We start from the raw sequence: 24,389 nt of genomic DNA, 5'->3' as shown, positions 1-24,389 counted from the left end.
CCTTTGGAGGTGATGCAAGCCCTGGACCTGCCGCCTTTCAGCGCCAAACTTACGCAATCGGCCACAAATCAGCCCCTCATCTGGGACGGCCTGCGGCGTAAGCACGTCGTGCTCACGCCCGAGGAGTGGGTGCGCCAGCACGTAGTACACTACCTGGCCGACCACCTGGGCTACCCGCGCGGCCTGCTGGCCCTGGAGCGCGGCCTGCGCTATAACCAGCGCCGCAAGCGTACCGACCTGTTGGCCCTGGGCCCCGACGGCCAGCCCCTGCTGCTGGTCGAATGCAAGGCGCCGTCGGTGCCCATCACGGCCGCCGTGGCCCGTCAGGCCACCACCTATAACCAAACCATCGGGGCGCCGCTGCTACTGCTCACCAACGGCCTGGTGCACTACTGCTGGCGCGTGGACTTCGAGTTGCGCACTAACGAGCGGCTGGAAGAAATTCCATCCTACGCGGCCGCCGTGGGGTAGCATCTTACTGACGTTACGCAGATGGGCTGGCGCGCGTCTCTGACGCGTTGCTGATTGGTTCCGAGCCTCCGGCTCGAATCAGGAGGTCGTCTACAACGTCATGGCCGCGTGCGAGCCAGAGGCTCGGGGCCAGGAGGCAGCGCGTCAGACACGCGCGCCAGCTCCGCTGCGTAACAACAGTTACTTGTAAAGCCGATTATCCAGCAGTCCGTTTACATAGAACTGCACGATGGCCCGCAGCTCATCGCCGTATTGCTGAACCAGTTTCGGGTCTGGATTGGCCAGGGGAGTGGCAGGAATAAAATGGGTTTGGTAGGGGTAGAGCCGCACGGTGTTGTCATCCCTTAACTCGGTGACGAAATCGGCATGAACCAGATAATACGAGCTGCCATCGCGAAAAACAGCGCGGCCTGTGCTGGTCGAATCGAACACGGAGGAGCCGAAGGGCAGCAGGTCTTTTTGCTCGGCTTGCAGGCCCAGAGCATCAAGTACCAGCGCGGGAATGTCGGCTTGCTGCGTAATGCGGTGAGGGTTGGCGGTGGGCAGGGATTGACCCGGTTGGAAAACCAGCAAGGGTATTTTGTGGTAGCCCAGCGGGTTTTTGTAGTTCGGTCGGTCCGTTTGGGAAGTATGGTCGGCCGTCAGAATAAAGATGGTATTTTGGAACCAGGGCGCAAGCCGGGCCGCCGCAAAAAAGCGCCGCAGGGCCAGGTCCGAATACGCCACGGTGGGGTGAATGGGCAGCGTGCCCGCCGGTAACTTCCCCTGGTACTGTGTCGGCACCGTGAACGGGTCGTGGGCGCTGAGGGTGAAAAGGGTGGCAAAAAACGGCTGCCGGGTCCGGCCCAGCTGCCGGTTGAAATACTGCAAATAAGGCTCATCAAAAATACCCCAGTGCCCGTCGTAGTCCGGGCTGTCGGCCGCGCCGGGGTACTCGCTCAGGCCGTAGTAGCGCTGCATGCCCGCGATGCCAGAGAACATATCGAAGCCCATGGTGCCGTTGGTGCCGGCGTGGTACATGGCGGTAGCGTAGCCGTGGCGCCCCAGAATCTCGCCCAGTCCGTGCAGCTCGGCGGTCTGGAAGCTGGAGGTGATAAAGTCCCCGTCCAGCAGCGAAGGCAGGCCGGAAAGTACTGCCGGCAGCGCCTCAATGGAGCGGCGGCCGTTGGCGTAATGCTCCCGCATGAGCAGGGCGCCCGGCGCCGTGGCCAGCGAGTCGAAAAACGGCGTGTAGCCACCCACGCCGCCATTTTCTACGCCGGTGTATTCCGAGGCGAAGCTTTCCAGCAGCAGCACCACCACGTTCGGCGGGTTGGGGCGGGCGGGGCGGGCCGGCAGCGGTGCCCGGCCCAGCGCGGGCCGTAAAGCCGCTTCGGTGGCGAAGTAGCTCACGCGCTTCACCCTGGCCCCATTCAGCGACTTGAGTACGGTGAAGGTGCTATTGAGAACCAGATGGCCCAGCACGGCGGGCTGCTGCTCAAAAGCGGCGCCCGCCCGCAACGGCTTGAGCTGCAAGCCGCCGCGTATACCCAATACTACCAGCCCGGCCACCAGCACGACTTCGACGCCGCGTTGCGTCCAGTTGCGCCGGCCGGTTGGGGCGGCCGCCAGCTCCGGCCGGGTCGGCATGGGGCACAGGCGCCACAGCAGGTACGCCAGGCCCGCCAGCGGCAGCAGCAGGTACCAGTAATGCCCCACAATTTGCCCGGCCTGCCGCTGAATATCAGCCCCTACGGTGGTAAACTCGTTGCTGAGCCGCCGGCCAATGAACTTGAAGTATTCCCAGTCGATAACGTTCAGCACGAACCCCACCAGGTTGGTCAGCACGTACAGCCCGCGTAGCCCGCGTTGTCCCCGCCGGGCCGTCACGGGCACCAGCAGCGAGAGCAGCACCAGCGGCAGGTTCAGCCACAGCAGCGCCGAAATATCAAAGCGCAGCCCATAGCCAAAAGCCAGCGCTATCGCGCCGAAACCAATGCCCCCAAATGTCTGAATATTGAATACATAAAACCCCAGCCGCAGCAGCGAATACGCGCCCAGCAGCAAGGCAAAGCGGCGCAGTAGCAAGCGAATGGCGGGCGAAGGGAGCAAGGGCGAAGGAAATTAAAAATTGCGAATTAAAAATTACAAGGTCATCGATGAGAAAAAGCCAAAATGCCTCCCCGACAGCAAAGCGGGAAGGCACTTTTAATTCTTAATTCTCAGTTTTTAATTTACACGGCCGCTAGCTCCAGTACGGTTTCCACGTTCACCAGGGGCAGGCCCCAGGCGTCGGCTACACCTTTGTACACCACTTCGCCGTGCACCACGTTCAGGCCGAGGCGCAGGGCCTCGTCGCGGCGGCAGGCTTCCTGCCAGCCCTGGTTGGCCAGTTTCACGGCGTAGGGCAGGGTGGCGTTGGTGAGGGCCAGGGTGCTGGTGTAGGGCACGGCACCCGGCATGTTGGCCACGCAGTAATGAACCACGTCGTCGATGATGAAGGTCGGGTTTTCGTGGGTAGTGGGGTGGCAGGTTTCGATGCAGCCGCCCTGGTCCACGGCCACGTCCACGACCACGGTGCCGGGACGCATGGTCTTCAGCATGTCGCGGGTGATGAGGTGCGGAGCCTTAGCGCCGGGAATCAGCACCGCGCCTACAATCAGGTCGGACGTTTTGATGGCTTCGCGGATGTTGTACTCGTTCGAGTACTGCGTCACCACGTTTTTGGGCATGAAGTCGTCGAGCTCGCGCAAACGGTTCAGGCTGATATCCATGATGGTGACCTGCGCGCCGAGGCCGGCGGCAATTTTAGCGGCCTGCGTACCTACTACGCCGCCACCCAACACCAGCACGTTGGCGGGCTTCACACCGGGCACGCCGCCCAGCAGAATGCCGCGGCCTTTCAAGGGCTTCTCCAGGTACTTGGCGCCTTCCTGCGGGGCCATGCGGCCGGCCACTTCGCTCATTGGAATGAGCAGGGGCAGGGCGCGGTTGCTTAGCTCCACGGTTTCGTAGGCCAGGCACACGGCTTTGCGCGCTATCATGGCGTGGGTCAGCTCCTCGCCGCTGGCAAAGTGGAAGTAGGTGAAGAGCAGCTGGTTTTCCTTGATGAGCGGATATTCCTCAGCAATGGGCTCCTTCACCTTCACAATCATCTCGGCCTGCTCGTACACTTCGGCAATGGTGCCGAGCATGGTGGCGCCTGCCGTTTGGTATTCTTCGTCGCTGAAGCCACTGCCTTCGCCAGCGGTGGTTTGCACCAGCAGCGTGTGGCCGTGCTTGCGCAATTCGGCTACGCCGGCGGGCGTGAGGCCCACGCGGTTTTCGTTGTTTTTGATTTCCTTAGGAACGCCGATTATCATGTGCGAAGGGGTGGGAGTGGAGTAAAATCAGGAGGTGAGAATTCGTGCCGCAAAGATAAGGCGCCGCCGTTCCCTGTCACGCCCAAGGCCCTAATGTTGCCCGTACGGGCTTCGTATTATTGCTCGGCCAGCAGCCCGTTCATATCCAGGGAGCGGGTATACATCTGAATTTCGCCGCTGGACGTGAGGGGCCACAGCTCCGGCGCCCGGTCCCAGTACAGCTCCACGCCGTTGCCGTCGGGGTCGTCCAAGTACACGGCTTCCGAAACGCCGTGGTCGGCCGAGCCGGTGAGGGGATAATTAGCCGCCACCAGCTGCCGGACCGCCCGCGCCAAATCGGCCCGCGTGGGGTACAGAATAGCGGTGTGAAAAAGGCCGGCGCCGTGCTTGCGGGCGGGCGCCCCGCCCAGGCTGTTCCAGGTATTGAGCCCGATGTGGTGGTGGTAGCCGCCAGCCGAGATAAACGCCACCTGATTCCCAAACCGCTGCATCACCGTGAAGCCAAGCAGGTCGCGGTAAAACGCCAAGGCTTTCTCAAGGTCCGTTACCTGCAAGTGCACGTGGCCGATGCGCGTCTGGGCCGGGACGGTGTAAGCAGCAGCAACTGCGGTAGAAGACTCAGAAGGGGTATTTTTCATGGCGGAGGGATTGGTTTGTTAAATATCAATGTACCAACATTAATCCAAAAAAGAAGCCCCGCCATAATGGCAGGGCCTCAAAAAAAATACCATCCCAACTACAAAATCCGCGCAATCCGAAAAATCCGAATGAAACGAAGTTCGGCGTAGCCAATCCGTGGTCCTTACTTGAACGGTACGGCGCTGGTGCTTTCCTTCACCATGCTGCTGCCGCTGAGGTCGCGCACGATACTGGCCTTGAGCGTGAGCTTGGTATCGCCGTTCAGGTCGTTGGAGGTGATGGTAACCACGTCGCTGGCCGCTCCGAGCTGCCGCTGGGTGTAGAGCAGGTCGATGATTGCCGTCTGGCCGGGGGCAATGGGGGCGGGCGTTTCTTTGTAGCCCACGCAGAAACAGTTGGACGTGAGGGCGCCGAGCAGGAGGGGACTCTTGCCGGTGTTTTTCACCGTGAAGCGGGCCGTGGGCTGCTGCCCGGCCTCAAACTTGCCGAAATCGTGCACGCTTTTGCTCAGCACCAGCCGGGGCGACTGCGCCAGCTGCGCCGCCGTGAGCGTGGGCTTGATTTCGGCCTTCGTGAGCACCGAGCCCTTAATGCTGAGCACCTTGCTGGGCTCGCTGGCGTTGCTGGTCACCGTCACGGTTTTGCTGAATACGCCGGGCCGGCCGGCGCTGCTGTAGATGGCCCGGATAACGCCCATTTTGCCGGGCAGCACCGGGGTTTTGGTCCAGTCGGGGGTGGTGCAGCCGCAGCTGGCCTGCACGTTGGCAATAATAACTGGCTGGTTGCCGGTGTTCTTGAATTTGAATTCGTAGGTGGCCATTGTGCCTTCGGCCACATTGCCAAAGTCGTGGTTTTCCGATTCAAATTTCATCACGCCCTGGGCGCTGGCGCTGGCGGCCACCATCAGTAGGCAAATAGTAAGAAGCTGTTTCATAATCTTAGGAGTTGACTTGCCGGTGCGGCCGGCTGAGGCGTAACAATATCGGCTGCCGAATGGTATTGGCCACAAGTTGGAGTAAGCGGCGGGCCAAGTCATTACCCCTCAAATATACGTCGGAAGCCCGCGCCCGAATTCCCCGCGCCACCTACCCGGCCGCAATTCCGTATTTTTGTGCCCCGGCCCCGGCCGCCCCGTTCTTCCTGCTTTACATCCCACCCTCCCTTTTACATTCGCTATGCCCGTTGCCGAAACCGCCGTGCCCATGCTATCCACCGCTCTTTCCAAGGACGATTTTCTTGACGATTACCGCCTGGCTTGGGAAAGCCGCCTGGCTTCCCTGGCCGGCCGCAAGGAGGTGTTCATGGGCAAAGCCAAGTTTGGCATCTTTGGCGATGGTAAGGAAGTGCCGCAGCTAGCCATGGCCCGCGCCTTCCAAAAGGGCGACTTCCGGTCCGGCTACTACCGCGACCAGACTTTTATGGTGGCCATCGGCCAGCTCACCTGGCAGCAATACTTCGCCCAGCTCTACGCCAACCCCGACCCCGAAGCCGAGCCTGCCACCGCCGGCCGCGCCATGAACGGCCACTTCGCCACCCGCATGCTGGACGAGGACGGCAACCTCACCGACCTCACCCAAACCAAAAATTCCTCGGCCGACGTGTCGCCCACCGGGGCGCAAATGCCGCGCCTGCTGGGCATGGCCTACGCCTCCAAGCTCTTCCGCCAAAACCCCGAGCTGCACCAGTTTACCAACCTTTCCACCAACGGCAACGAGGTGGCGTTTGGCACCATTGGCAACGCCAGCACCTCCGAAGGCATGTTTTTTGAGGCGCTGAACGCGGCGGGCGTGCTGCAGGTGCCCATGCTGGTGAGCGTGTGGGACGACCATTACGGCATTTCGGTGCCCGCCGAATACCAGACCACCAAGCAGAGTATTTCGGCCATCATGGCCGGCTTGCAGCGTGAGGGCGAAGGCGAGCAGGGCTTCGAGATTTACGTGGTGCGCGGCTGGGATTATGCCGGCCTCGTGGATACCTACCAGCGCGCCGCCGCCGTGTGCCGCGAGCAGCACGTGCCCGTGCTCATCCACGTTACCGAGCTCACGCAGCCCCAGGGCCATAGCACCAGCGGCTCGCACGAGCGCTACAAAAGCAAGGACCGGCTGGGCTGGGAAGAGGCCCACGACTGCCTGCACAAGCTGCGCGAGTGGCTGCTGGCTGAAGGCCACGCCACCGAAATCAAGCTGGACGAAATCGAAAAAACGGCGGCTGGCGTTATCAAAACGGCCCGCACGGCGGCCTGGTCGGCTTTCTTCGATACCATTAAAGCCGAGCGCGACGAAGCCGTGAAACTGCTCGACCAGCTGGTGGCCGACACCGGCACCGAAAACACCATGCACGAGCTGGTGGAGCAGCTCAAAACCAACCCCACGCCCATCCGGGCCGACATTGTGCGGACCCTGCGCCGGGCCCTGCGCCAGGTGCGCAACGAAAAAAAGAGCTTCGGCCGCCGCAGCGTGCAGCGCCACCTGGAGCAGCTGCTGGCCGAAAATGCCGACCGGTACAACTCCAACCTGTTCAGTCAGAGCGAATACGCCGTTGGCAATATTGAGGAAGTGCCCGCCGTATTTGCCGCCGACTCGCCCACCGTGGATGCCCGCGAAGTGCTGCAGGCCTGCTTCGATGCCAACTTTGAGCGCGACCCCAGCATTTTTGCCATTGGCGAGGACGTGGGCAAGATTGGCGACGTAAACCAGGCCTTTGCCGGCTTGCAGGAAAAGTTTGGCGAGCTGCGCGTGACCGACACCGGCATCCGCGAGTGCACCATTATAGGGCAGGGGATAGGCGCCGCCCTGCGCGGCCTGCGCCCCATCACCGAAATTCAGTACCTCGACTACCTGCTCTACGCCGTGCAGATTTTGAGCGACGACCTCGCCTGCCTGCAATACCGCACCAAAGGCGGCCAGAAAGCGCCCCTGATTGTGCGTACCCGCGGGCACCGTCTCGAAGGCATCTGGCACTCCGGCTCGCCGATGGGCATGATACTGGGCAGCCTGCGCGGCATGCACGTATGTGTGCCCCGCAACATGACCCAAGCCGCAGGCTTCTACAACACCCTGCTGCGTAGCGACGAGCCCGCTTTGGTGATTGAGTGCCTGAACGGCTACCGTTTGAAAGAGCGGATTCCAAGCAATGTGGGCGAATTCACGCTGCCCCTGGGCCGGCCCGAAGTGCTACAAGCCGGCACCGACGTAACGGTGGTAACCTACGGCTCGATGTGCCGCATTGTGATGGAAGCGGCCAAACAATTGGCTGAAGTCGGAATTTCGGTTGAAGTCATCGACGTGCAAACCCTGCTACCGTTCGACATCGAGCACCAGATTGTGGACAGCATCCGCAAGACCAACCGCGTGCTTTTTGCCGACGAGGACGTGCCCGGCGGCGGCACCGCCTTCATGATGCAGCAAGTAGTAGACGAGCAGCAGGCCTACCGCTTTCTGGATTCGCAGCCGCGCTGCCTGGCCGCGCAGCCCCACCGCCCGGCCTACAGCTCCGACGGCGACTACTTCAGCAAGCCCAACGCCGAAGACGTGTTCGACACCCTCTACGAGATGATGAGCGAGGCCGAGCCGGCGCGGTTCCCCGAAATTTACTAAGCGGTGTAAAAATAAAAGAGTTGTCGGTTGCGGGTTGTCAGTTGTTAGGGTGCGTGGCCGCAGGGCTAATAACTGACAACCCGCAACCGACAACTAAGCCAGAACGGCTGAATTTACCGGCCCAGCTTCACCTCGCTGGTTACTATTTTGTTGCTCTGGTGCAGCTGCCGGTCCATGATGCTGATTTCGAAGCGGAAGACATTGCCGGCCGCGAAAACGGAACCATCCAGAAACACCGGCAGCTTGTAGCGTAGCGTGCCGCGGAGCGGAGCAGCCTTGGCATCTTCTTCCTTTTCACTGTCGAGGCGTGGGTAGCGGCCATCGTACTCGCCAAGGAAGCCGCCGGGGGTGATGTAGGGTTCAAAAACGCCGTTGAGGACGTTTTTCTTGAACGGCTGAATGAAGTAATTGAACCGATAGCCACGGTTGTTGGGCCCGCCCGTGGTGGAGTTGAAAGGAGCACTGGTAATGTCACTGCCCGAGAGCCCGAGGTCACCATCACCATCTTTGAAATTGACGGCGAATACCAACGTGTCCACGGCCAGCTGGCCACCCGCCGAGGGCACGGAAATTTTGGTGAGGCTATTGAAATCGATTTCCGGCTCGTCGGGATAATTCGGCGGGGTGAGGCAGCTTGGCAGAGCTGCTGCCGCGAGGCAAACCAGGGCAACTCCGCGCAGGGTACGAAACAGATTCATAGAAGAGCAGTGAATAGACTTGAGCACAACGGCCGAAGCGGCCCCAAAGTACATTTTTTCCAACGAATAGCGGCCCCGGTTGGTTCGCCCGGCGTTGTTAACCTTGGGGCCCGGTCATGAGTTTTCGCGCTGATTTCTTGCGTTCCCTGCCGCAGGTTACGGCCGGCACGTTCGAGGCGGCGGCTTTGGCGCTGTTTCGGCACCAGGCCGTGCACTGCCCCCCCTATGCCGAGTACTTGCAGGCACTCGGGCGCAACCCGGTATCGGTGACGCGCATGGCGGATATTCCGTTCCTGCCCATAGCTTTTTTCAAGACCCACGAGGTGCGCACTGCGCCCGCTGAGTGGGAGGAGCAGGAAGTATTCCTGAGTAGCGGCACCACCTTGCAGCAGCGCAGCCGCCACCTGGTGCGCGACCCCGCCCTATACCGCGAAAACGCCGCCCGCATTTTCGAGAGCAGCTACGGCCCGCTCAGCGGCTGGACGTTTCTGGCGCTGCTGCCGTCGTATCTGGAGCAGGGACAGTCCTCGCTGGTGGCCATGGTGGATTATTTCGCCCGGCAGTCGGGCCAAACCCAGCCCGCTTTTTTCCTGCACGACCACGCCGCCCTGCGCGCCGCCCTGGCCGAAGCCAAGCAAGTGCACGGCCGCCGCGTCATGCTCATCGGCGTGAGCTACGCCCTGCTGGACTTTACAGCCGAAATGGGCCCCGCGCCGGAGCTGCAGGGCCTCACCGTGCTGGAAACCGGCGGCATGAAGGGCCGGCGCCGCGAGATGATTCGGGAAGAACTGCACCAGGAATTGCAACTGTCATTTGGTCCGGCCGGCATCCATTCCGAATATGGCATGACCGAGCTGCTGGGGCAGGCTTACTCCTTGGGCGACGGTCGGTTTCGCAGTCCGGTGGCGCTGCGCGTGCTGCTGCGCGACCCGTCGGACCCGTTTACGATTGGAGGCCGGAACGATGGTGCCATCAATGTAATTGACCTGGCCAACATTGATTCCTGCGCTTTTATTGAAACGAAGGACCTGGCGCGCATGCACCCGGATGGCAGCTTTGAAGTGCTGGGCCGGATGGATAATTCGGACGTGCGGGGGTGCAATCAGCTGGTGTGAGCAGCGTGGGAAATTATTCGCGCGGTGGTAGCTTGTAGCGCAAACACGACCAGCGGTAGTCGGATACCCGCTACTGCATAAGCGAGTGGTGGCGGATATCTGGGTGTTAGCGGTGATTTTAACAAGAAAACCCCTAGAAAGTAAAACCAAAAATAATCTTAAATTATAAAACCAAAATGATATTAAAATATTTGAAATTCGGCATTTCATTAGGATTTATTTCATTTATGGTTGGACTGATAATGATTGCCTTGATTAAAAAAACAGATTTCTACAACATAAAAATATCAAATCTTAACTTTATAAAAAACGAAAATATTAATGAAATTATAGGAGTTGGAGTTATAAAATGGATTGTAAAAAATACTTTTTTTAAGTTTTTCAACCAGACAATAAAAATAAATGGAAGAGTTAATCTTATGGATTTAAAATTTTTAAGAGATGAAATGACAAAATCAGAAATAGCCCACTTATTTGCGTTTCTATTTCCTTGTATTTTTATCATCATTAAACTTCACAATCAAGAATATGTGTTTGCATTTGTAATATTAGTAACAAATATACTTATGAATTTATATCCTTCCTTACTACAACAACAGAATAAGAGGAGAATTGACAAACTAATTGCGAGATTTAAAAATTAAAACAAGATAAAAAAAACTGCCACTAACATGGGTTTGTGGCAAGCGGAGCTGACGTAAGTAATTGAGCTTTAGTGATTTTATTGTAATTTTGTTTCGGCTGACGGAAATCTTTTGAACATTTGTAAGTAACTTAACAGCAGTAATTTATATCGGCTGACGTTCAGGCAGACGAGTTTCAAATTCCCCACCTGCCACAAGCCCTGCACGTAAGCTGAAATCATATTGTGGCAAAAAGGAGCGCCAGCATCAATCGATGCTGGCGCTCCTTTTTGTGCTGCGTGGTACCTTCGCTACTTCCCCGCGAACGCCTTCGCGTCGCCTTCGGAAATTACGTCGTCGCTCATAATCACGAGGCGTTCCACCACGTTGCGTAGCTCGCGGATGTTGCCGCGCCAGTCCAGGCCTTTGAGGTAGGTGAGGGCGGCGGCGTCAATCTTCTTGGGCTTGTTGCCGTAGTCGGCGGCGATGTCGTTCAGGAATTTCTCAATCAGCTCGGGCACGTCGTCGCGGCGGTCGTTCAGCGAAGGGACCTGGATGAGGATGACCGAGAGGCGGTGGTAGAGGTCTTCGCGGAAGTTTTTGTCCGCAATTTCCTGCATCAGGTCTTTGTTGGTGGCGGCGAGGACGCGCACGTTCACCGAGATTTCCTTTTCGCCGCCTACGCGGGTGATTTTGCTTTCCTGCAGCGCCCGCAACACTTTGGCTTGGGCCGAGAGGCTCATGTCGCCGATTTCATCGAGGAACAGCGTGCCGCCGTCGGCCTGCTCAAACTTGCCGATGCGCTGCTTCACGGCCGAGGTGAAGGAGCCTTTTTCGTGGCCGAACAGCTCACTTTCAATCAGCTCCGAAGGAATGGCGGCGCAGTTTACCTCCACCATGGGGCCCTGGGCGCGGTTGCTGAGCTCGTGCAGCTGGCGGGCTACCATCTCCTTGCCGGCGCCGTTGGGGCCGGTGATGAGCACGCGGGCGTCGGTGGGGGCCACTTTTTCAATGGCTTTGCGCACGGCGCCCAGGGCCGCCGAAGAGCCCACCATGGACGAACCTTTGGCAACGGAAAGCTTCTTTTTGAGGGTTTTGGTTTCGCTCACCAGCTTGGTGCGGTCCAGGGCGTTGCGCACGGTCACGAGCAGGCGGTTGAGGTCTGGCGGCTTGGAGAGGAAGTCGTAGGCGCCTTTTTTGGTGGCTTCCACGGCCGTGTCGATGCTGCCGTGGGCCGATACCATGATGAAGGCCGCGTCGGTGCCCATGGCCTGGGCGCGGGTGAGGACTTCGAGGCCGTCCATTTTAGGCATTTTGATGTCGCAGAGCACCACGTCGTACCGCTGCTGAATCAGCATGTCGAGGCCGGCGGGGCCGTCTTCGGCCTGGTCCACGGTGTAGCTTTCGAATTCGAGGATTTCCTTTAGCGTGTGCCGAATGGCGCGTTCGTCGTCGATGATGAGGATGCGGGGCATAGAAACGGAGATGGTAAGTCGGCCCGAAAGTAATGTATAGCAGCCCGACCCCGGCGCGCGGTGGCCGGCGCGGGCAGTTATTATCTTCGCCAACCATCTGCTTGGTGCCCCGGTTACGCTTTTGCGCGTAAGTGACGCAGTGGGGCCGCCACAATGTTGTGGCAGCCAGCAAAAATCAGTTTCAAATGAGACGCGGCGGCGCACTGTTTTCGCCCCTTTGTGGTTTCCCCTCTTCCGTACAAATCGAATCAATTTCATCTATGAAAAGCACCACTAGCCGGTACCTGCTGCTCGCAACGGCCGTAGCCGGCAGCCTGTCCTTAGCCGCTCTGAAAAACGAGGATAAAATAGTGGCCGATGCCGACAACGCCGGGCTCACGCTGCCCGCTGGCTTCGGCGCCCTAAAAGTGGCCGACACCGGCACCCGCGCCCGGCACATCACCGTGACGCCCCAGGGCACCATCTTCGTGAAGCTAAACCGGCCCACCAAAGAAGGCCAGGGCATTTTGCAGCTGCGTGAGGGCGGTACCGGCAAAGCCACCGTGGTGGCCGGCTTCGGCAACTACGGCGGCACGGGCATCTACAGCACCAAGGATTACCTGTACGCTTCTTCCGATGAGGAGGTGTTTCGCTACAAGCTCAACGCCAAGGGCGAAGTGACCAACCCCACCCAGCCCGAAAAAGTCATCACGGGCCTGCTCAACCGGCAGCAGCACGAGAGCAAGTCCATCACCCTGGACCAGGCGGGCAACATTTACGTGAACGTGGGGGCCTACGCCAACTCCTGCCAGGTGAAAGACCGGCAAAAGGGCTCCATGGGCCGGCCCAATTGCCCCATCCTGGATTCGGCCGGCGGCATCTGGCAGTTCCGGGCCGACAAGCTGAACCAGACCTACGGCGACGGTACGCGCTACGCCACCGGCCTGCGCAACGTGGTGGGCCTGGATTGGAACGCCAAGAGCAACCAGCTGTTTGTGATGCAGCACGGCCGCGACCAGCTGCACGACAACTTCCCCGAACTCTACGACACTAAGGAATCGGCGGAGCTGCCGGCCGAGTGCCTCTACGCCCTCAACAAGGGCGATAATGCCGGCTGGCCCTACACCTACTTCGACCCCGCCAAGAACAAAATAATGGTGTCGCCCGAATACGGCGGCGACGGCAAAAAGGTATCGACCGGCAGCTACCTGGCGCCGGCCATGGCCTACCCCGCCCACACCGCTCCCAACGCCCTGCTGTTCTACACCGGCACCATGTTCCCGGAAAAGTACCGCAACGGCGCGTTCATCGCCTTCCACGGCTCCTGGAACCGTGCGCCTGAGCCTCAGAAGGGCTATTACGTGGTGTTCCAGCCGTTCGAAAACGGCAAGCCTTCCGGGCCGTATGAGGTGTTTGCCGACAACTTCGCCGGCACACCCGAAAAAGCCAACGCCGGCCGCCCCGACCACAAGCCCTGCGGCCTGGCCCAGGGCACCGACGGCTCGCTCTACGTCACCGACGACAAGGCTGGCTCCATCTACCGCATCGTGTACGCTAAGAAATAACTCCTTTGATGAAGCAAATGATGTTCGTTTTGGGCGCGCTGGTGTGGGCTGCCACGCCCGCCGCCGCCCAAAAGAAACCAATTTCCAAAGCCAAGCCCGTGGCTAAACCGGCTGCCGCTGCTATTCCCGCCGCCTCCCTGGCGCTGGGCAAGACCTTGTACGTGCAGAATTGCCTGAGCTGCCACCAGGCCGACGGCGGCGGCGTAGACCGCATGAATGCGCCCCTCACCAAGACAACTTGGGTGCTGGGCGACAAAACCCCGCTCGTAAAAGTGCTGCTCAACGGCATGCAGGGCGTGGAAATCGACGGGGAGCGGTACGCCAATGTGATGCCCGCCTTCGACTACCTCACCGACCAGCAAATTGCCGACGTGCTGACCTACGTGCGCAACAGCTTCGGCAACAAAGCCACCGCCGTGAAAGCCGCTGAGGTGAAAGCCGTGCGGGCGGCGAATAAGAAGTAGCCGCTCTACTGCTTCGTGCGGACGAAACCTCACCCCCGGCCCCTCTCCCTCAGGAGAGGGGAGCCAGACGGCGCGGGAGGGATGCTTCGGCTGCGCGGACGCCAGATGAGCATAACGGTTTCTTGTTTTATAATTAAGCCAAAATCAAAAACGGCCGCCCCTTCCAGGGCGGCCGTTTTTAGGTCAGGTGATGGGTCTGTAAGCCGGGTTTTGTCCACTGCCGAGGCAGTTGCCCCACCATTTATCTAGGCCAGTCGTTGCCGAAAGGCTCCATCAACCTACCCGCTGGCGCCGAACGAGCCGCCCGGTGCCGATGCTTCCGAAGAAGCGCCGGCGTACCAGCTTATTTGGTCTTTCAACCCCTGAGGTTTACCCAGCCGGAACGGTCACCCGCCCGCTGGTGCGCTCTTACCGCACCTTTTCACCCTTACCGGTTTCTAGGGTAAGCGGGTGAGGGGGTAGGAGGGCTTGAGTTAAAAACTCCTACCCCCTCATCCGCTTACCCGCCTGCCCTTTAAAACCGGCGGTACTTTTCTGTGGCACTGGCTGTCCTGGTTCGCATTATACTTGCCAGTCCTTCCCGTTAGGAAGCAGGGTGCTCTGCGTTGCCCGGACTTTCCTCGTCGGCCTTCTTGCGTTGGCCGCCGCGGTGGGGCGACCCATCACTGCGGGCAAAGGTACACCTAAGTGCCTGCACCTATTTAATTCTACAATCGTGCCCAGCTGCCAACCTCACCTCCTAGCCCCTCTTTTTTGGGGCTCGCCTTCGTGGGTATGCAAAAAAGTGCCTCAGCCGACTGAGCCAGCTGAGGTGGTATAAGTGAAGGCGGAGTGTCCAGCCCTAGTAGGGGACGTTGGTGAACGAGCCGGTGATGGTCCGGGTGCCCGTGGTGGCGCTGGTAGCGGGGTAGGCCGTTGCGGTGAACGTGCCCGAAACGCGCCGGGGATTGGAGCCAACCGAAGTCACGACAACGCTACCGCTGCCCAGGTTGTTGCTCAGAAAACCTGCCGTGGTCCACTGCTGGGCAGTAGTGCCTACCTGCTCACTATATATGAGTTGTGTGGCGGTAAACAGCTGATTAGCTAGCGAGTAAGTGCGTGCCGTGCTAGTATAGCCATCCAGGTTGAACACGACCGAACGGCCAGTTGTGCTGGCAAGGGTGATGGAAAGATTGCCACTCAACAGATTGCCCAAGATAAGGGTGGGTGTCGTAGTCGTGCTGCCTACGGTAAAGCGGCCGCTACCGCCCTGCGTGAGTGTAACTGCCGCCGCTGTAACCGTTTTGCCGGCCGTGACGGTGAGCGACTGCGTTGCGGGGGCCGAATAGCCTGTTGCCGGGGTGAAGCTCAGGGTGTAGGTGCCAGCAGCCAGTCCGTCAATAGAGTAGGCCCCAGTGCTGGAAGGCTTGGCCGTGAAATCTTTGTTCGAGGCATCGGTAGCCGTTACGGTTGCAACCGAATTGACGGGCTGTACCTGACCGCTGATAATGCCCGTAGTGGGCGTAGGGTCGCTCTTTGAGCTGTCGCAAGCAGAAAAAAGTAGACTGGTAGAGATGGAAAAGACCAAAAACAGAATGTAAGAGAGGTGTTTCATGAACGGTTTTTTTTTATTGTTTGAGGTTAAGTAGTTAGAGACAAAGGTAGGGTAGCACTTTCTCAGTAACCTATGTATTTTATATAAAAAATGTACAGTGCTTTGCGGTTCTATTTGCCTGTCCACACATCGTCCTTCGCATAGCTATCCGAAACCAGCGTGCTACCCAGCGTCACCTGCTTCACCAGCTGGTTTGTGGCCACAGGCACCGTGACGGACGTGGCGCCCGACTCCCAGACGCCGATGGTGCGGTGAATCTGCTGGGTGGTCTTGTCGGCGAAGGTCACAGTTAGGTCTACCGGGACGGGTTTGCTACCTTTGGCTTGCACGATGATGTCGTAGCCGGCAGCGGTTTTGGTGACGGTGGCGATGGCCAAATCCGGGTAGCCGTCGTCGAAGAACCAGCGCTGCCAGAACCAGTTGAGGTTGCGGCCCGCCCCGGCGTTCATGCTGTTGAAGAAGTCGTAGGGCATGGGGTGCTTGCCGTTCCAGTTGCGGATGTAGGTGTGCAGGGCCTTGGTAAACAGCTCGTCGCCCAGCAAATCCTTCACGTACAGGTAGCCCATGCCGGGCTTGGGGTAGGAGTTGAGGAAGAAGGGCACACCGCTCTGCTGGGTGCTGAGCGTGACAATGGGTGCGTCGTTTTCGGTGGCGGCGTGGGTGCCGTAGCGGGCCACGCCGTAGTCGTCCACTATGGTGGGGTCGATGAGGGGCGAAATCAGCCACTCGCCGATGGTGGCCCAGCCCTCGTCCATCCAGCCGTACTTGGTTTCGTTGATGCCCATGTAGAAGGGAAACATCGTGTGGAAGATTTCGTGGTCGGTTAGCTCAATGGCGTCTTTGCGGGTTTCGGTGGGGTTGTCGTTCACCATCATGGGGTACTCCATCTGGTCGAGGCCGTCGAACACGGTTTCATGCGCGTAGGGGAAGGGCCACTTCGGGAAGGTGTAGCTCATGGCCTCCACCGTTTTGCGGCTGAAGTCGATGACTTCCTCGAAATCCTTGTGCTTGGGGTTGTAGGCCACGTCCACGCGGGTGCGGCGCTTGGTGGCGGGGTCCACCACCAGGCTGGTGCTTTGCCACACGTAATGGTCGGCGGTGGCAAACACGAAATCCGTCACGTTGCGGGCCTCAAAGCGCCAGGTGTTCTGGGCGTTGGGCGCGGTAATGTCGCGCCGCTTGGCGTCGTCAGCGCTGATAACGAAAGCTACGGCGTCCTGGCGCTCGGCATCCTGCAGGCGCTGGGCGTACTTTTTGGTGAGCACCTGGTCGGCGTTTTTAAGGTCGCCGGTAGCCCACACCACAAAGTTTTTGGGCACCGTGATGGCCGCCCGGAAATTGCAGAAGTCGTTGTAAAACTCCTGGTCGCCGGTGTAGGGCTGCTTGTTCCAGCCGTCGATGTCGTCGTACACCGCAATGCGGGGGAAGAAATACGCCAGAAACGCGGCGCCCGGCTCAACTTCGCCCGTGCGGATGTGCGACCCTTTGTTCAGCGTGTAAGAGTACGCCACTTTTACCGTGGCCGCCTGGCGCGCGCCAATGGCGCGGCGCAGCGGCACCGTGAGGTTGGTGGCGTCAATGGCCAGCTTCTTCACATCAAACACTTCTCCGTTGATGGTGAGGGCCGAAATAGCCACGCCCTCGCCGATGTCTTCCGGGGAGATGGCCCGGTTGCGGGGCGCGCCCTTTTTATAGAGGTTGGGGTAGAGCTTAAACCAAAGCTGGCGCAGCGAATCGGGGCTGTTGTTCTGGTAGTTGATGGCCAGCGTGCCCGCCACGCGCCGCGTGGTGGGGTCGAAGCTCACGTTTAGGTCGTAGTCAGCCGTGTTTTGCCAGTAGTTGGGGCCGGGCAGGCCGCTCTCGGCGCGGGTGCCTTTGGCGAAGGTGGCCTGCAGGTTGCGCGGCACCGGCAGCGGTTGCTGCGCCAACGCCGGCAGGGTGAGCAGAAGGCAAACGAATGAGAACAGGTGACGCATGAGTAAGAAAGAAGCCGAAGTGAATGAGGGAGAAAATAAAAGAACGTCATGTTGAGCTTGCCGAAGCATCTCTACCGCAATAGTAAATGAATTACTTGCGCAGTAGAGATGCTTCGGCTACGCTCAGCATGACGTTCATTCAATATGACGTTCTGTTGGGAGTATTACCGGAGCAGGGCAACAAAAGCTACTTCAGTCGCACCAGCGTGGCGCCGAAGCCGAACTTCTCCTTGCGGGCATCCTCGAAGAACTTGATGTCCTTGTTGCGGCTCAGCTGACGGTGAATTTCCTTGCGCAGCACCCCGTTGCCCATGCCGTGAATGAACACGATTTCGTGCATGTTGGTGGCCAGCGCCCGCACCAGCGCATCCTCAAACGCATCGAGCTGAATGCGCAGGATGGCCGTGCTGCTCATTTCCTCCTTGTTGTCGGGCCGCAGGGCCTCCAGGTGCAGGTCAAACTCGTGGGGCGGGGCCACTACGGGCGCTGTGGGCGCGGGCGTGGCCGCTGCAATCACGGCCGCCGGCTTGGCCGGCGCGTCGCCGCTGAGCTGGGCTTTCAGGGCCGCGATGTCAACGCCGGCCGGTTTGGTGGGCTCTGGTGTGGGGGCTGGGGCTTCCTGCACCAGCTTCTCGGGCGTGATGGCCGCCGCGGCGCGCTCATCGAGCTGAAACAGGTAGGCATCTTTGCCGATGACGGGCGCGGGGCGGCTGCTCGAATAAAACGTGCTGGCTTTGAAGCCCTGCCGCTTGGTGAGCAGCTCGTAGGCGGCGTCGCCATTCAGGCGGGTGGGCAGGAGCTGGATAATAACGGCCGGCCACGTCTCGAAGTCCTTCATGTGCAGGAAGGAGAGGGGCTTGGTGCTGGACTTGGGCGCCAGCTTGTCGGCTGCCAAGGCGCGGTAGGGGCGGGCGCTGGTTTCCTCGCCGTAGGTGAAGAGCACGTCGGCCTCGGTGTTGTTGATGAGCGTGACGCCCAGCAGCTCGGGCGACTGGTGCACCAGCGCCAGAAACAACCCCTTGGCCGCCGCCGCCTGCTTGGGCGCACCCGCCGCCGGGCCGCCTATTTTGGCCACGCCCGCGCCACTCGACGCCACCGCGGCCAGGGCTTCCTGCAGCGATGGCTGCACGGCTTTAGCCGCTACGGGTGCTGATGGCCGTTTGCTGCGGTCTTTTTTGCTGGCGTTGGCGCTTTTGCCCGGCATTTGGCCCGCGCTGTACTCAATGGCCGTGCGGTCGAAGTTCTTACCTTCTTCCTGGGCCACCACCACCACTTCGCGGCGCAGCACGGGAATGGTAAAATCATTGTCGATGGCTACTTCCACCAGCTCGCTGTCGAGCAGGCGCGTAACGATGCCTTCTTCGGTGCCGGTCAGCAGCCGGACTCTATCTCCTACATTCATAACCACGGATTTTTCGAATTTAGACGGATTTCACGGCTTTTGTGGACGATTATCGGCCCGCCGGAAATGTTCCGTTTTGCTCTCAGTTGACCCTGCCCTAAGGAAGGGGTTTGCAAAAGTACGTTTTTGAGGGGGCGGCAGATACTTTGTGGCCATTTAAAGCCTGCGCCCGGACCCCTGACTGCTCCGAAAATTCAACCAAGCTCCCCATCAGATAGTTGTTCGCAACCAAAAAAGTCAGCTACAGAATCTGTGAAATCTGCTAAAATCCGAGCCAATCCGTGGCTACAGGTAGAGGCTGTGGAAGCGGAAGCCGTTGCGGCCGTTGTACTCCAGCGCCGGGGCCGGGAGGTGGAAAATACTGAGCGTGTAGAATACTTTTTTCAGCAGCGGGCTGCGGGTGGGAATGCGGCGCAGGTCCACATCGAGCGACAGATAGTACTGCCGGTAGGGGCGTAGGCCGGCCGCGGCGTTGGCGGCGGCGTCGTTGTACACCAGGTCCTGGCCGCCGTAGCCCACGGCGGGCTGCAGCCAGCGCGGCCAACGGTTGCCGGGTTTTAGGAAGGCGCCCACGTCGGTGCAAAGCCAATAGGTTTGGCCGTTGTAGTCCTTGAGCCAGCGTTCGGGCACGGTGCTGCCCAGCACGTTGGGGCGCTGGGCGGCGTAGCGGGTGAGGTGAAACGACCATTTGGGCATGATGCGCACGTCGTGCCACGCCAGCTGCTGGGCCAGCAGCGCCGAGGAGCCCAGAAAGTTGGCCACCAGGTCCGTGGCCGAAGCGCCGTAGGCCGGGTCGCGGCCGTCAAGCAGCTCCAGCGGGCTCTGGATGGCAAACCCTACGAAGGAGCCGTACCAAATTGATTTTTTCTCGCTTAGCCCGGCCCAGCGCAGCATGTCAACGGCACCGCGGCTAATCTGGAACGCGCCCCAGAAGTGCCCGGCCTTATCGAGCTGCTTCCATTCCGACAGGTCGTCGAACCAGCGCAGCGGGCCCCGCTCGCCGGTGTACCACGAGGTGGTAAGGCCGGTGTAAATAACGCCATAGCCCACGGCCGAGCCGCCTATCAGCCAGCGCAGGCGGCGTTGGCGCTGCGCCGCGCTATCGGGCACCGTCCCGGCCAGGGCCAGGGGGCGGGTCAGGCTGTCGGCGCCCATCGGCGGCGGCGCCTGGGCCGCGCTGCCAATGGGCGCCGACAGGAGCAAAGCAGCTATAAATGCTGCTTTTGAGCACCGATTTTGGAGCGCAAACGATTGGGGAAAAAAAGGCATCATGCGGGCACAAATTGACCATAAAAGTACGTTGGCAGCAAACGTATGCGGGTTAAGTCGCCGTATATTGTCAGGCAGTTAGGCCTTTTTTGGTCACTTTCCCATCCCTTGTCCATTTTACTATTCCATCTCACATTCCCACTAAAAAATTCCCCAATGCAAATATTTCGACGAATTACGGTTCTGCTCCTAACCCTGGTAGCGTGGACCACCCAGGCGCAGGTTGTGACCACCCAGCCGGTTTTTTTTACTGAAACCACCCCCGTTACCATCACCTTCGATGCGACGCAGGGCAACGCCGCCCTTAAGGACTTTACTGGCCCGGTCTACATCTGGACCGGTACCGTTACCAACCTGAGCGCCAACAACACTACCTGGCGCAACGTGAAGAGCCCCAGCTTTGGCCAGGCCGACCCTGCCGCGCTGATGACCCGCGACGCGACCAACCCCAACCTTTACCGCATCACGTTCACGCCCCGCACTTTTTACCCCGTGCCGGCCAACGAAACCATTCTGCGGCTGGGCATGATTTTCAAGAATGCCGACGGCTCGACAGTGGGCCGCGCCAGCGACGGCGGCGACATTTTTGTCGACGTTTACCAGGGCGGCGCGGCCGTCCGCATCACCACTCCCACCCGCTCGGCTAATCCACAGTTCGTAGCTGCCGGCGTCGCGCTGGCCGTGACGGGCGAAAGCGCGCAGGCCACCAACCTTGTTTTGACCCTGAACGGTACCCAGATTGCGCAGGCGGCCAACGCCACTACCATCAGCGGCAGTGCCACGCCCACGCTGGCCGGCCGCAACGTGCTGAGGCTGACCGCCGGCACCGGCGCCACGGCCGTGTTCGACGAGGTTATTCTGATTGTGCGGCCCATCGTGACCGTGGCTGCGCTGCCCACCGGGGCCAAGGAAGGCATCACCTACCTGCCCGGTGGCACCTCGGTTATTCTGGCCCTCACGGCTCCCAACAAGCAGTTTGTGTACGCCGTGGGCGAGTTCAATAGCTTTCAGGCTGACGCTGCGGGCTTTATGAACAAAACGCCCGATGGCAACATGTGGTGGGTGCAGCTCAACGGCCTCACCCCCGGCCAGGAATACGCCTACCAGTACCTCGTTGATGGTACCATCCGCGTGGCCGACCCCTTCACCGAAAAGGTGCTGGACCCTAACAACGACCGGTTCATTCCCGCCGTCACCTACCCCAACCTGAAGCCCTATCCGGCGGGCCAGACCACGGGCATCATGTCCACGTTCCAAACCAACCAGCCGGCTTATCAGTGGCAGACTACCAACTTCACGCGCCCCGCTAAGGCCGACCTCGTGATTTATGAGCTGCACTTGCGCGATTTCATTGCCCGCCACGACTTTCAGACCCTGCGCGACACGCTGAACTACCTCTCCCGTCTCGGCGTGAACTGCATCGAGCTGATGCCGGTGAACGAGTTTGAGGGCAACGACAGCTGGGGCTACAACCCGAGCTTCTACTTTGCCGTGGACAAGTACTACGGCACCAAGGACGCCTTCAAGGCTTTCATCGACGAAGCCCACCGTCGCGGCATGGCCGTGGTTATCGACATGGTGCTGAACCACTCCTTCGGCCAGAGCCCCATGGTGCAGCTGTACGCCAACGGCGGCGAACCAACAGCCGACAACCCGTGGTTCAACCGCGTGGCACGTCACCCCTTCAACGTCGGCTACGACATGAACCACGAAAGCACCTTCACGCGCGCCTTCAGCAAAAAGGTGATGGACTTCTGGGTGAATGAATTTCGGGTCGATGGCTACCGTTTCGACCTGAGCAAGGGCTTTACGCAGGTGAACTCCGGCAACGACGTGGGTGCCTGGGGCCGCTACGACCAGTCGCGCATCAACATCTGGAACGACTACAACAACCACATGCAGGCCAACAGCCCCAATACGTATGTCATCCTGGAGCACTTTGCCGACAACAGCGAAGAAGTTGTGCTGGCCAATGCCGGCATGATGCCGTGGGGCAACATGCACGGCGCTTACTCGAATGCCATAAAGGGAGCGGCCAGCAGCGCCAACCTTTCGGGCGCTTATCATGGGGCCCGCGGCTATCAGCAGCCCAACCTCGTTTCATACATGGAGAGCCACGACGAGTCGCGCATGGTGTACGAGGCGCTCACTGCGGGCCTGTCCAACAGCACAACGGGTTACAACGTGCGTAACCTGCCCACGGCTCTGGCCCGGGCCGGCATGAACGCCGCTTTCTTCCTGCCTATTCCGGGCCCGAAGATGATTTGGCAGTTTGGCGAGTTGGGCTATGAAGTCGATATCAACCTCAACGGCCGTACCGGGGCCAAGCCCATTCGTTGGAATTACACCCAGGAAGCCGACCGGGCGCGCCTGCGCGACACTTATGCTAACCTGATTGCCCTGCGTAAGCTGCCCGGCTACAGCAACGCTACTTTTACCTACCAGCTGGGCGGCCAGTCCAAGGTTATGCAACTCACCAGCCCCGAGCTTAATGTGACGATTGTTGGCAATTTTGGCATTTTTGGCGACGAGGTGAACCCCCGCTTCCAGCAAGCTGGCAAGTGGTACAACTACCTTACCGGCGACAGCATCACGGTGACTAACCCCAACGCCTTGCTCACCCTGAACGCCGGCGATTACGCGGTGTACACCAAAACGCGCATTCGCCGCGTCACGCTGGCCGCGCGCGGCAGCCAGCAGCAGGACATCTTCCGCTTCAGCGCGGCGCCTAACCCGGCCAGGGGCACTGCCACCGTGTACTACAGCCTGCCAACGGGCGGGGCCGTGCAGCTGTCGGTGCGCAATGTGTTGGGCCAAACGGTGCTAACCTTGCCAGTGGTTCGCCAGTCGGCCGGTGCACACAGCCGCGAGCTGCCATTAGGCAAGCTGGCGCCGGGGGTGTACCTGGTAGAGCTGCGGGCCGAAAGCCGTCAGCAAATGCTTCGTCTGGTAGTGGAATAAGGCCTCAAAAGCCCGCCAGCCGGCCATAAAAAACCCCGCCTGAATTATCAGGCGGGGTTTTTTATGGCCGGCTGGTTGAGTGACTATTTCAAATTAAACACGCAATCCATTGGTCATACTCGTTTGTGAATGCGTGAAAAAAGCTAACGGCTATCAGCTAAAAGCTTACCAATTAGCGGCCTTCTTCGTGGTACGTCACCAGGTCGTCGATGGGGGAGCGGATAATCTTGCCTACTTCCATGCCGTGCGTGCGGGCCACCTGGGTCAGCACGTCACGGAAGTTGTAGCCTACCGAACCGATGCAGTTGAAGGTGTAATCCTGATAGTTCGGGTAGTGCAGCACGAGGTTCTGGAAGAAGGTTTCGAAGCCTTCGAGCACTATTTCGCGGCAGTAGCTCACGTTGTTATGGTCGTAGGCAAACTTGGCGAAGTGGGCCAGGTAGCGGTTGGGCAGCGGCTGATTGTAGATGCGGTCGAGAATGCTGTTGCGCGAGCCCAGGCTGTAGGTTTCGCGAAATGCCTCCTCTAGGCCTTCGGGCAACAGACCGCGGAGGTAGTCGCGCAGCAGGCGCTTGCCGAAATACGAGCCCGAGCCTTCGTCGCCCAGAAAGTAGCCGAGCGAATCGACGTTGTAGGTGATTTTTTTGCCGTCGTAGAGGCAGGAGTTGGTGCCCGTGCCGAGAATAGCGGCAAAACCGGGCTTACGGCCCAGCAAAGCGCGGGCAGCGGCCAACAAATCTTCCGTGACCGTGACCGTGGCCTGGGGAAATAGCTGGCGCAGGGCGGCGGCAATTACCTCCGCTTTTTGGGGCGACGAAACGCCGGCACCGTAGAAGTGAATTTCCCGCACTTCATCACGCGGAAGTGTATCGGGCAAGTGCTGGCTAAGCGAGACCACAATGGCCGCCGTATCCACAAAATCAGGGTTGTACCCTTCGGTGTTGAAATACACGCGGTTGTTGTTCCCATCGAGCTGGCACCAGCTGCATTTGGTCGAGCCGCCGTCGGCAATTAGAATCATAATATCGGTTGGTATGGGGAGTGATGGCGAAAGTAACAACCAGCCGGCTATTCGCCCGTGCGTGAAGATTAAGCAGTGATTTCTAAATAAGATAAAAACAAGCCCGGTATTCTCGTTTGGAGTTGCTTTTTTGGTGCTCACGCGTGTATATTTACTTCGTTAAAACACCCTGCAGCCCATAATTCAGTGGGTCATGGCTT

At 59.6% G+C, this 24,389-nt stretch carries 18 protein-coding genes and 1 other RNA gene; 7 read left to right on the top strand and 12 right to left on the bottom strand.

Going from position 1 to position 24,389, the window contains the following annotated elements; all coding sequences use genetic code 11:
- Nucleotides 1–12 precede the first annotated feature (12 nt).
- On the top strand, nucleotides 13–471 hold the full coding sequence (locus GM79_RS22070) for a type I restriction enzyme HsdR N-terminal domain-containing protein (protein WP_035568089.1): 459 nt from the start codon (nucleotides 13–15) through the stop codon (nucleotides 469–471).
- 180 nt (nucleotides 472–651) lie between these two features.
- Here the strand turns inward: GM79_RS22070 and GM79_RS22065 are convergent, their stop codons facing one another.
- From GM79_RS22065 to GM79_RS24000, 4 genes are all read right to left on the bottom strand, one after another.
- Nucleotides 652–2,562, bottom strand: coding sequence for an LTA synthase family protein (locus GM79_RS22065; RefSeq protein ID WP_035568088.1), 1,911 nt, complete (start codon nucleotides 2,560–2,562; stop codon nucleotides 652–654).
- Between the two features lie 122 nt (nucleotides 2,563–2,684).
- Nucleotides 2,685–3,812, bottom strand: a complete 1,128-nt coding sequence (ald, locus tag GM79_RS22060) for an alanine dehydrogenase (protein WP_035568086.1) — start codon at nucleotides 3,810–3,812, stop codon at nucleotides 2,685–2,687.
- A 116-nt stretch (nucleotides 3,813–3,928) separates the two neighbouring features.
- Nucleotides 3,929–4,450 carry a VOC family protein gene (locus GM79_RS22055; RefSeq protein WP_051719191.1) on the bottom strand — a complete coding sequence of 174 codons (522 nt, stop codon included), beginning with the start codon at nucleotides 4,448–4,450 and terminating at the stop codon, nucleotides 3,929–3,931.
- Nucleotides 4,451–4,614: 164 nt separating this feature from the next.
- On the bottom strand, nucleotides 4,615–5,385 hold the full coding sequence (locus GM79_RS24000; protein WP_035568085.1) for a DUF1573 domain-containing protein: 771 nt from the start codon (nucleotides 5,383–5,385) through the stop codon (nucleotides 4,615–4,617).
- A 241-nt stretch (nucleotides 5,386–5,626) separates the two neighbouring features.
- Between GM79_RS24000 and GM79_RS22045 the strand changes: the two genes are divergently transcribed.
- Nucleotides 5,627–8,047 carry a thiamine pyrophosphate-dependent enzyme gene (locus GM79_RS22045; protein WP_051719190.1) on the top strand — a complete coding sequence of 807 codons (2,421 nt, stop codon included), beginning with the start codon at nucleotides 5,627–5,629 and terminating at the stop codon, nucleotides 8,045–8,047.
- A 113-nt stretch (nucleotides 8,048–8,160) separates the two neighbouring features.
- Here the strand turns inward: GM79_RS22045 and GM79_RS22040 are convergent, their stop codons facing one another.
- Nucleotides 8,161–8,745, bottom strand: a complete 585-nt coding sequence (locus GM79_RS22040) for a hypothetical protein (RefSeq protein ID WP_152560141.1) — start codon at nucleotides 8,743–8,745, stop codon at nucleotides 8,161–8,163.
- Nucleotides 8,746–8,861: 116 nt separating this feature from the next.
- Between GM79_RS22040 and GM79_RS22035 the strand changes: the two genes are divergently transcribed.
- Both GM79_RS22035 and GM79_RS22030 read left to right on the top strand, forming a co-directional pair.
- A complete protein-coding gene (locus tag GM79_RS22035) occupies nucleotides 8,862–9,860 on the top strand; it encodes an acyltransferase (RefSeq protein ID WP_035568083.1) in 999 nt (332 codons plus the stop codon).
- A gap of 191 nt (nucleotides 9,861–10,051) precedes the next feature.
- The gene (locus GM79_RS22030; RefSeq protein ID WP_235184139.1) at nucleotides 10,052–10,504 is read left to right on the top strand and encodes a hypothetical protein; all 453 of its coding nucleotides are present in this window, start codon (nucleotides 10,052–10,054) and stop codon (nucleotides 10,502–10,504) included.
- Nucleotides 10,505–10,794: 290 nt separating this feature from the next.
- Here GM79_RS22030 and GM79_RS22025 read toward each other — a convergent pair whose 3' ends face one another.
- Nucleotides 10,795–11,958: a sigma-54-dependent transcriptional regulator gene (locus GM79_RS22025; protein ID WP_035568081.1), complete on the bottom strand. Its 1,164-nt coding sequence runs from the start codon at nucleotides 11,956–11,958 to the stop codon at nucleotides 10,795–10,797.
- Nucleotides 11,959–12,218: 260 nt separating this feature from the next.
- Here GM79_RS22025 and GM79_RS22020 point away from each other — a divergent pair, with 260 nt between their 5' ends.
- Nucleotides 12,219–13,502 (top strand): PQQ-dependent sugar dehydrogenase, encoded by a 1,284-nt coding sequence (locus tag GM79_RS22020; protein ID WP_035568079.1) that lies wholly within the window; start codon nucleotides 12,219–12,221, stop codon nucleotides 13,500–13,502.
- 17 nt (nucleotides 13,503–13,519) lie between these two features.
- On the top strand, nucleotides 13,520–13,966 hold the full coding sequence (locus GM79_RS22015) for a c-type cytochrome (RefSeq protein WP_152560140.1): 447 nt from the start codon (nucleotides 13,520–13,522) through the stop codon (nucleotides 13,964–13,966).
- Between the two features lie 183 nt (nucleotides 13,967–14,149).
- Here the strand turns inward: GM79_RS22015 and rnpB are convergent.
- The 5 genes from rnpB to GM79_RS21995 all read right to left on the bottom strand — a co-directional run bounded on the left by rnpB (nucleotide 14,150) and on the right by GM79_RS21995 (nucleotide 20,141).
- Nucleotides 14,150–14,632: RNase P RNA component class A (gene rnpB / locus GM79_RS23995), an RNA gene on the bottom strand.
- 175 nt (nucleotides 14,633–14,807) lie between these two features.
- Nucleotides 14,808–15,560, bottom strand: coding sequence for a carboxypeptidase-like regulatory domain-containing protein (locus tag GM79_RS22010; protein WP_035568075.1), 753 nt, complete (start codon nucleotides 15,558–15,560; stop codon nucleotides 14,808–14,810).
- A gap of 110 nt (nucleotides 15,561–15,670) precedes the next feature.
- Nucleotides 15,671–17,536: a M1 family metallopeptidase gene (locus GM79_RS22005; RefSeq protein ID WP_035568074.1), complete on the bottom strand. Its 1,866-nt coding sequence runs from the start codon at nucleotides 17,534–17,536 to the stop codon at nucleotides 15,671–15,673.
- 187 nt (nucleotides 17,537–17,723) lie between these two features.
- The gene (locus GM79_RS22000; protein ID WP_035568073.1) at nucleotides 17,724–18,938 is read right to left on the bottom strand and encodes a Smr/MutS family protein; all 1,215 of its coding nucleotides are present in this window, start codon (nucleotides 18,936–18,938) and stop codon (nucleotides 17,724–17,726) included.
- Nucleotides 18,939–19,223: 285 nt separating this feature from the next.
- On the bottom strand, nucleotides 19,224–20,141 hold the full coding sequence (locus GM79_RS21995) for a DUF2279 domain-containing protein (RefSeq protein WP_235184138.1): 918 nt from the start codon (nucleotides 20,139–20,141) through the stop codon (nucleotides 19,224–19,226).
- Between the two features lie 222 nt (nucleotides 20,142–20,363).
- Between GM79_RS21995 and GM79_RS21990 the strand changes: the two genes are divergently transcribed.
- The gene (locus GM79_RS21990) at nucleotides 20,364–23,168 is read left to right on the top strand and encodes an alpha-amylase family glycosyl hydrolase (protein ID WP_035568071.1); all 2,805 of its coding nucleotides are present in this window, start codon (nucleotides 20,364–20,366) and stop codon (nucleotides 23,166–23,168) included.
- Between the two features lie 172 nt (nucleotides 23,169–23,340).
- Here GM79_RS21990 and GM79_RS21985 read toward each other — a convergent pair whose 3' ends face one another.
- Entirely contained in the window at nucleotides 23,341–24,189 is an 849-nt protein-coding gene (locus GM79_RS21985; RefSeq protein ID WP_035568070.1) for an N-acetylglucosamine kinase, read from the bottom strand.
- Between the last annotated feature and the right edge of the window lie 200 nt (nucleotides 24,190–24,389).

The sequence above is a fragment of the Hymenobacter sp. IS2118 genome, from assembly GCF_000715495.1.
Classification (GTDB): domain Bacteria; phylum Bacteroidota; class Bacteroidia; order Cytophagales; family Hymenobacteraceae; genus Hymenobacter.
Note: the sequence above shows the minus strand (reverse complement) of the source record. Positions and strands in the feature narration are given on the sequence as shown.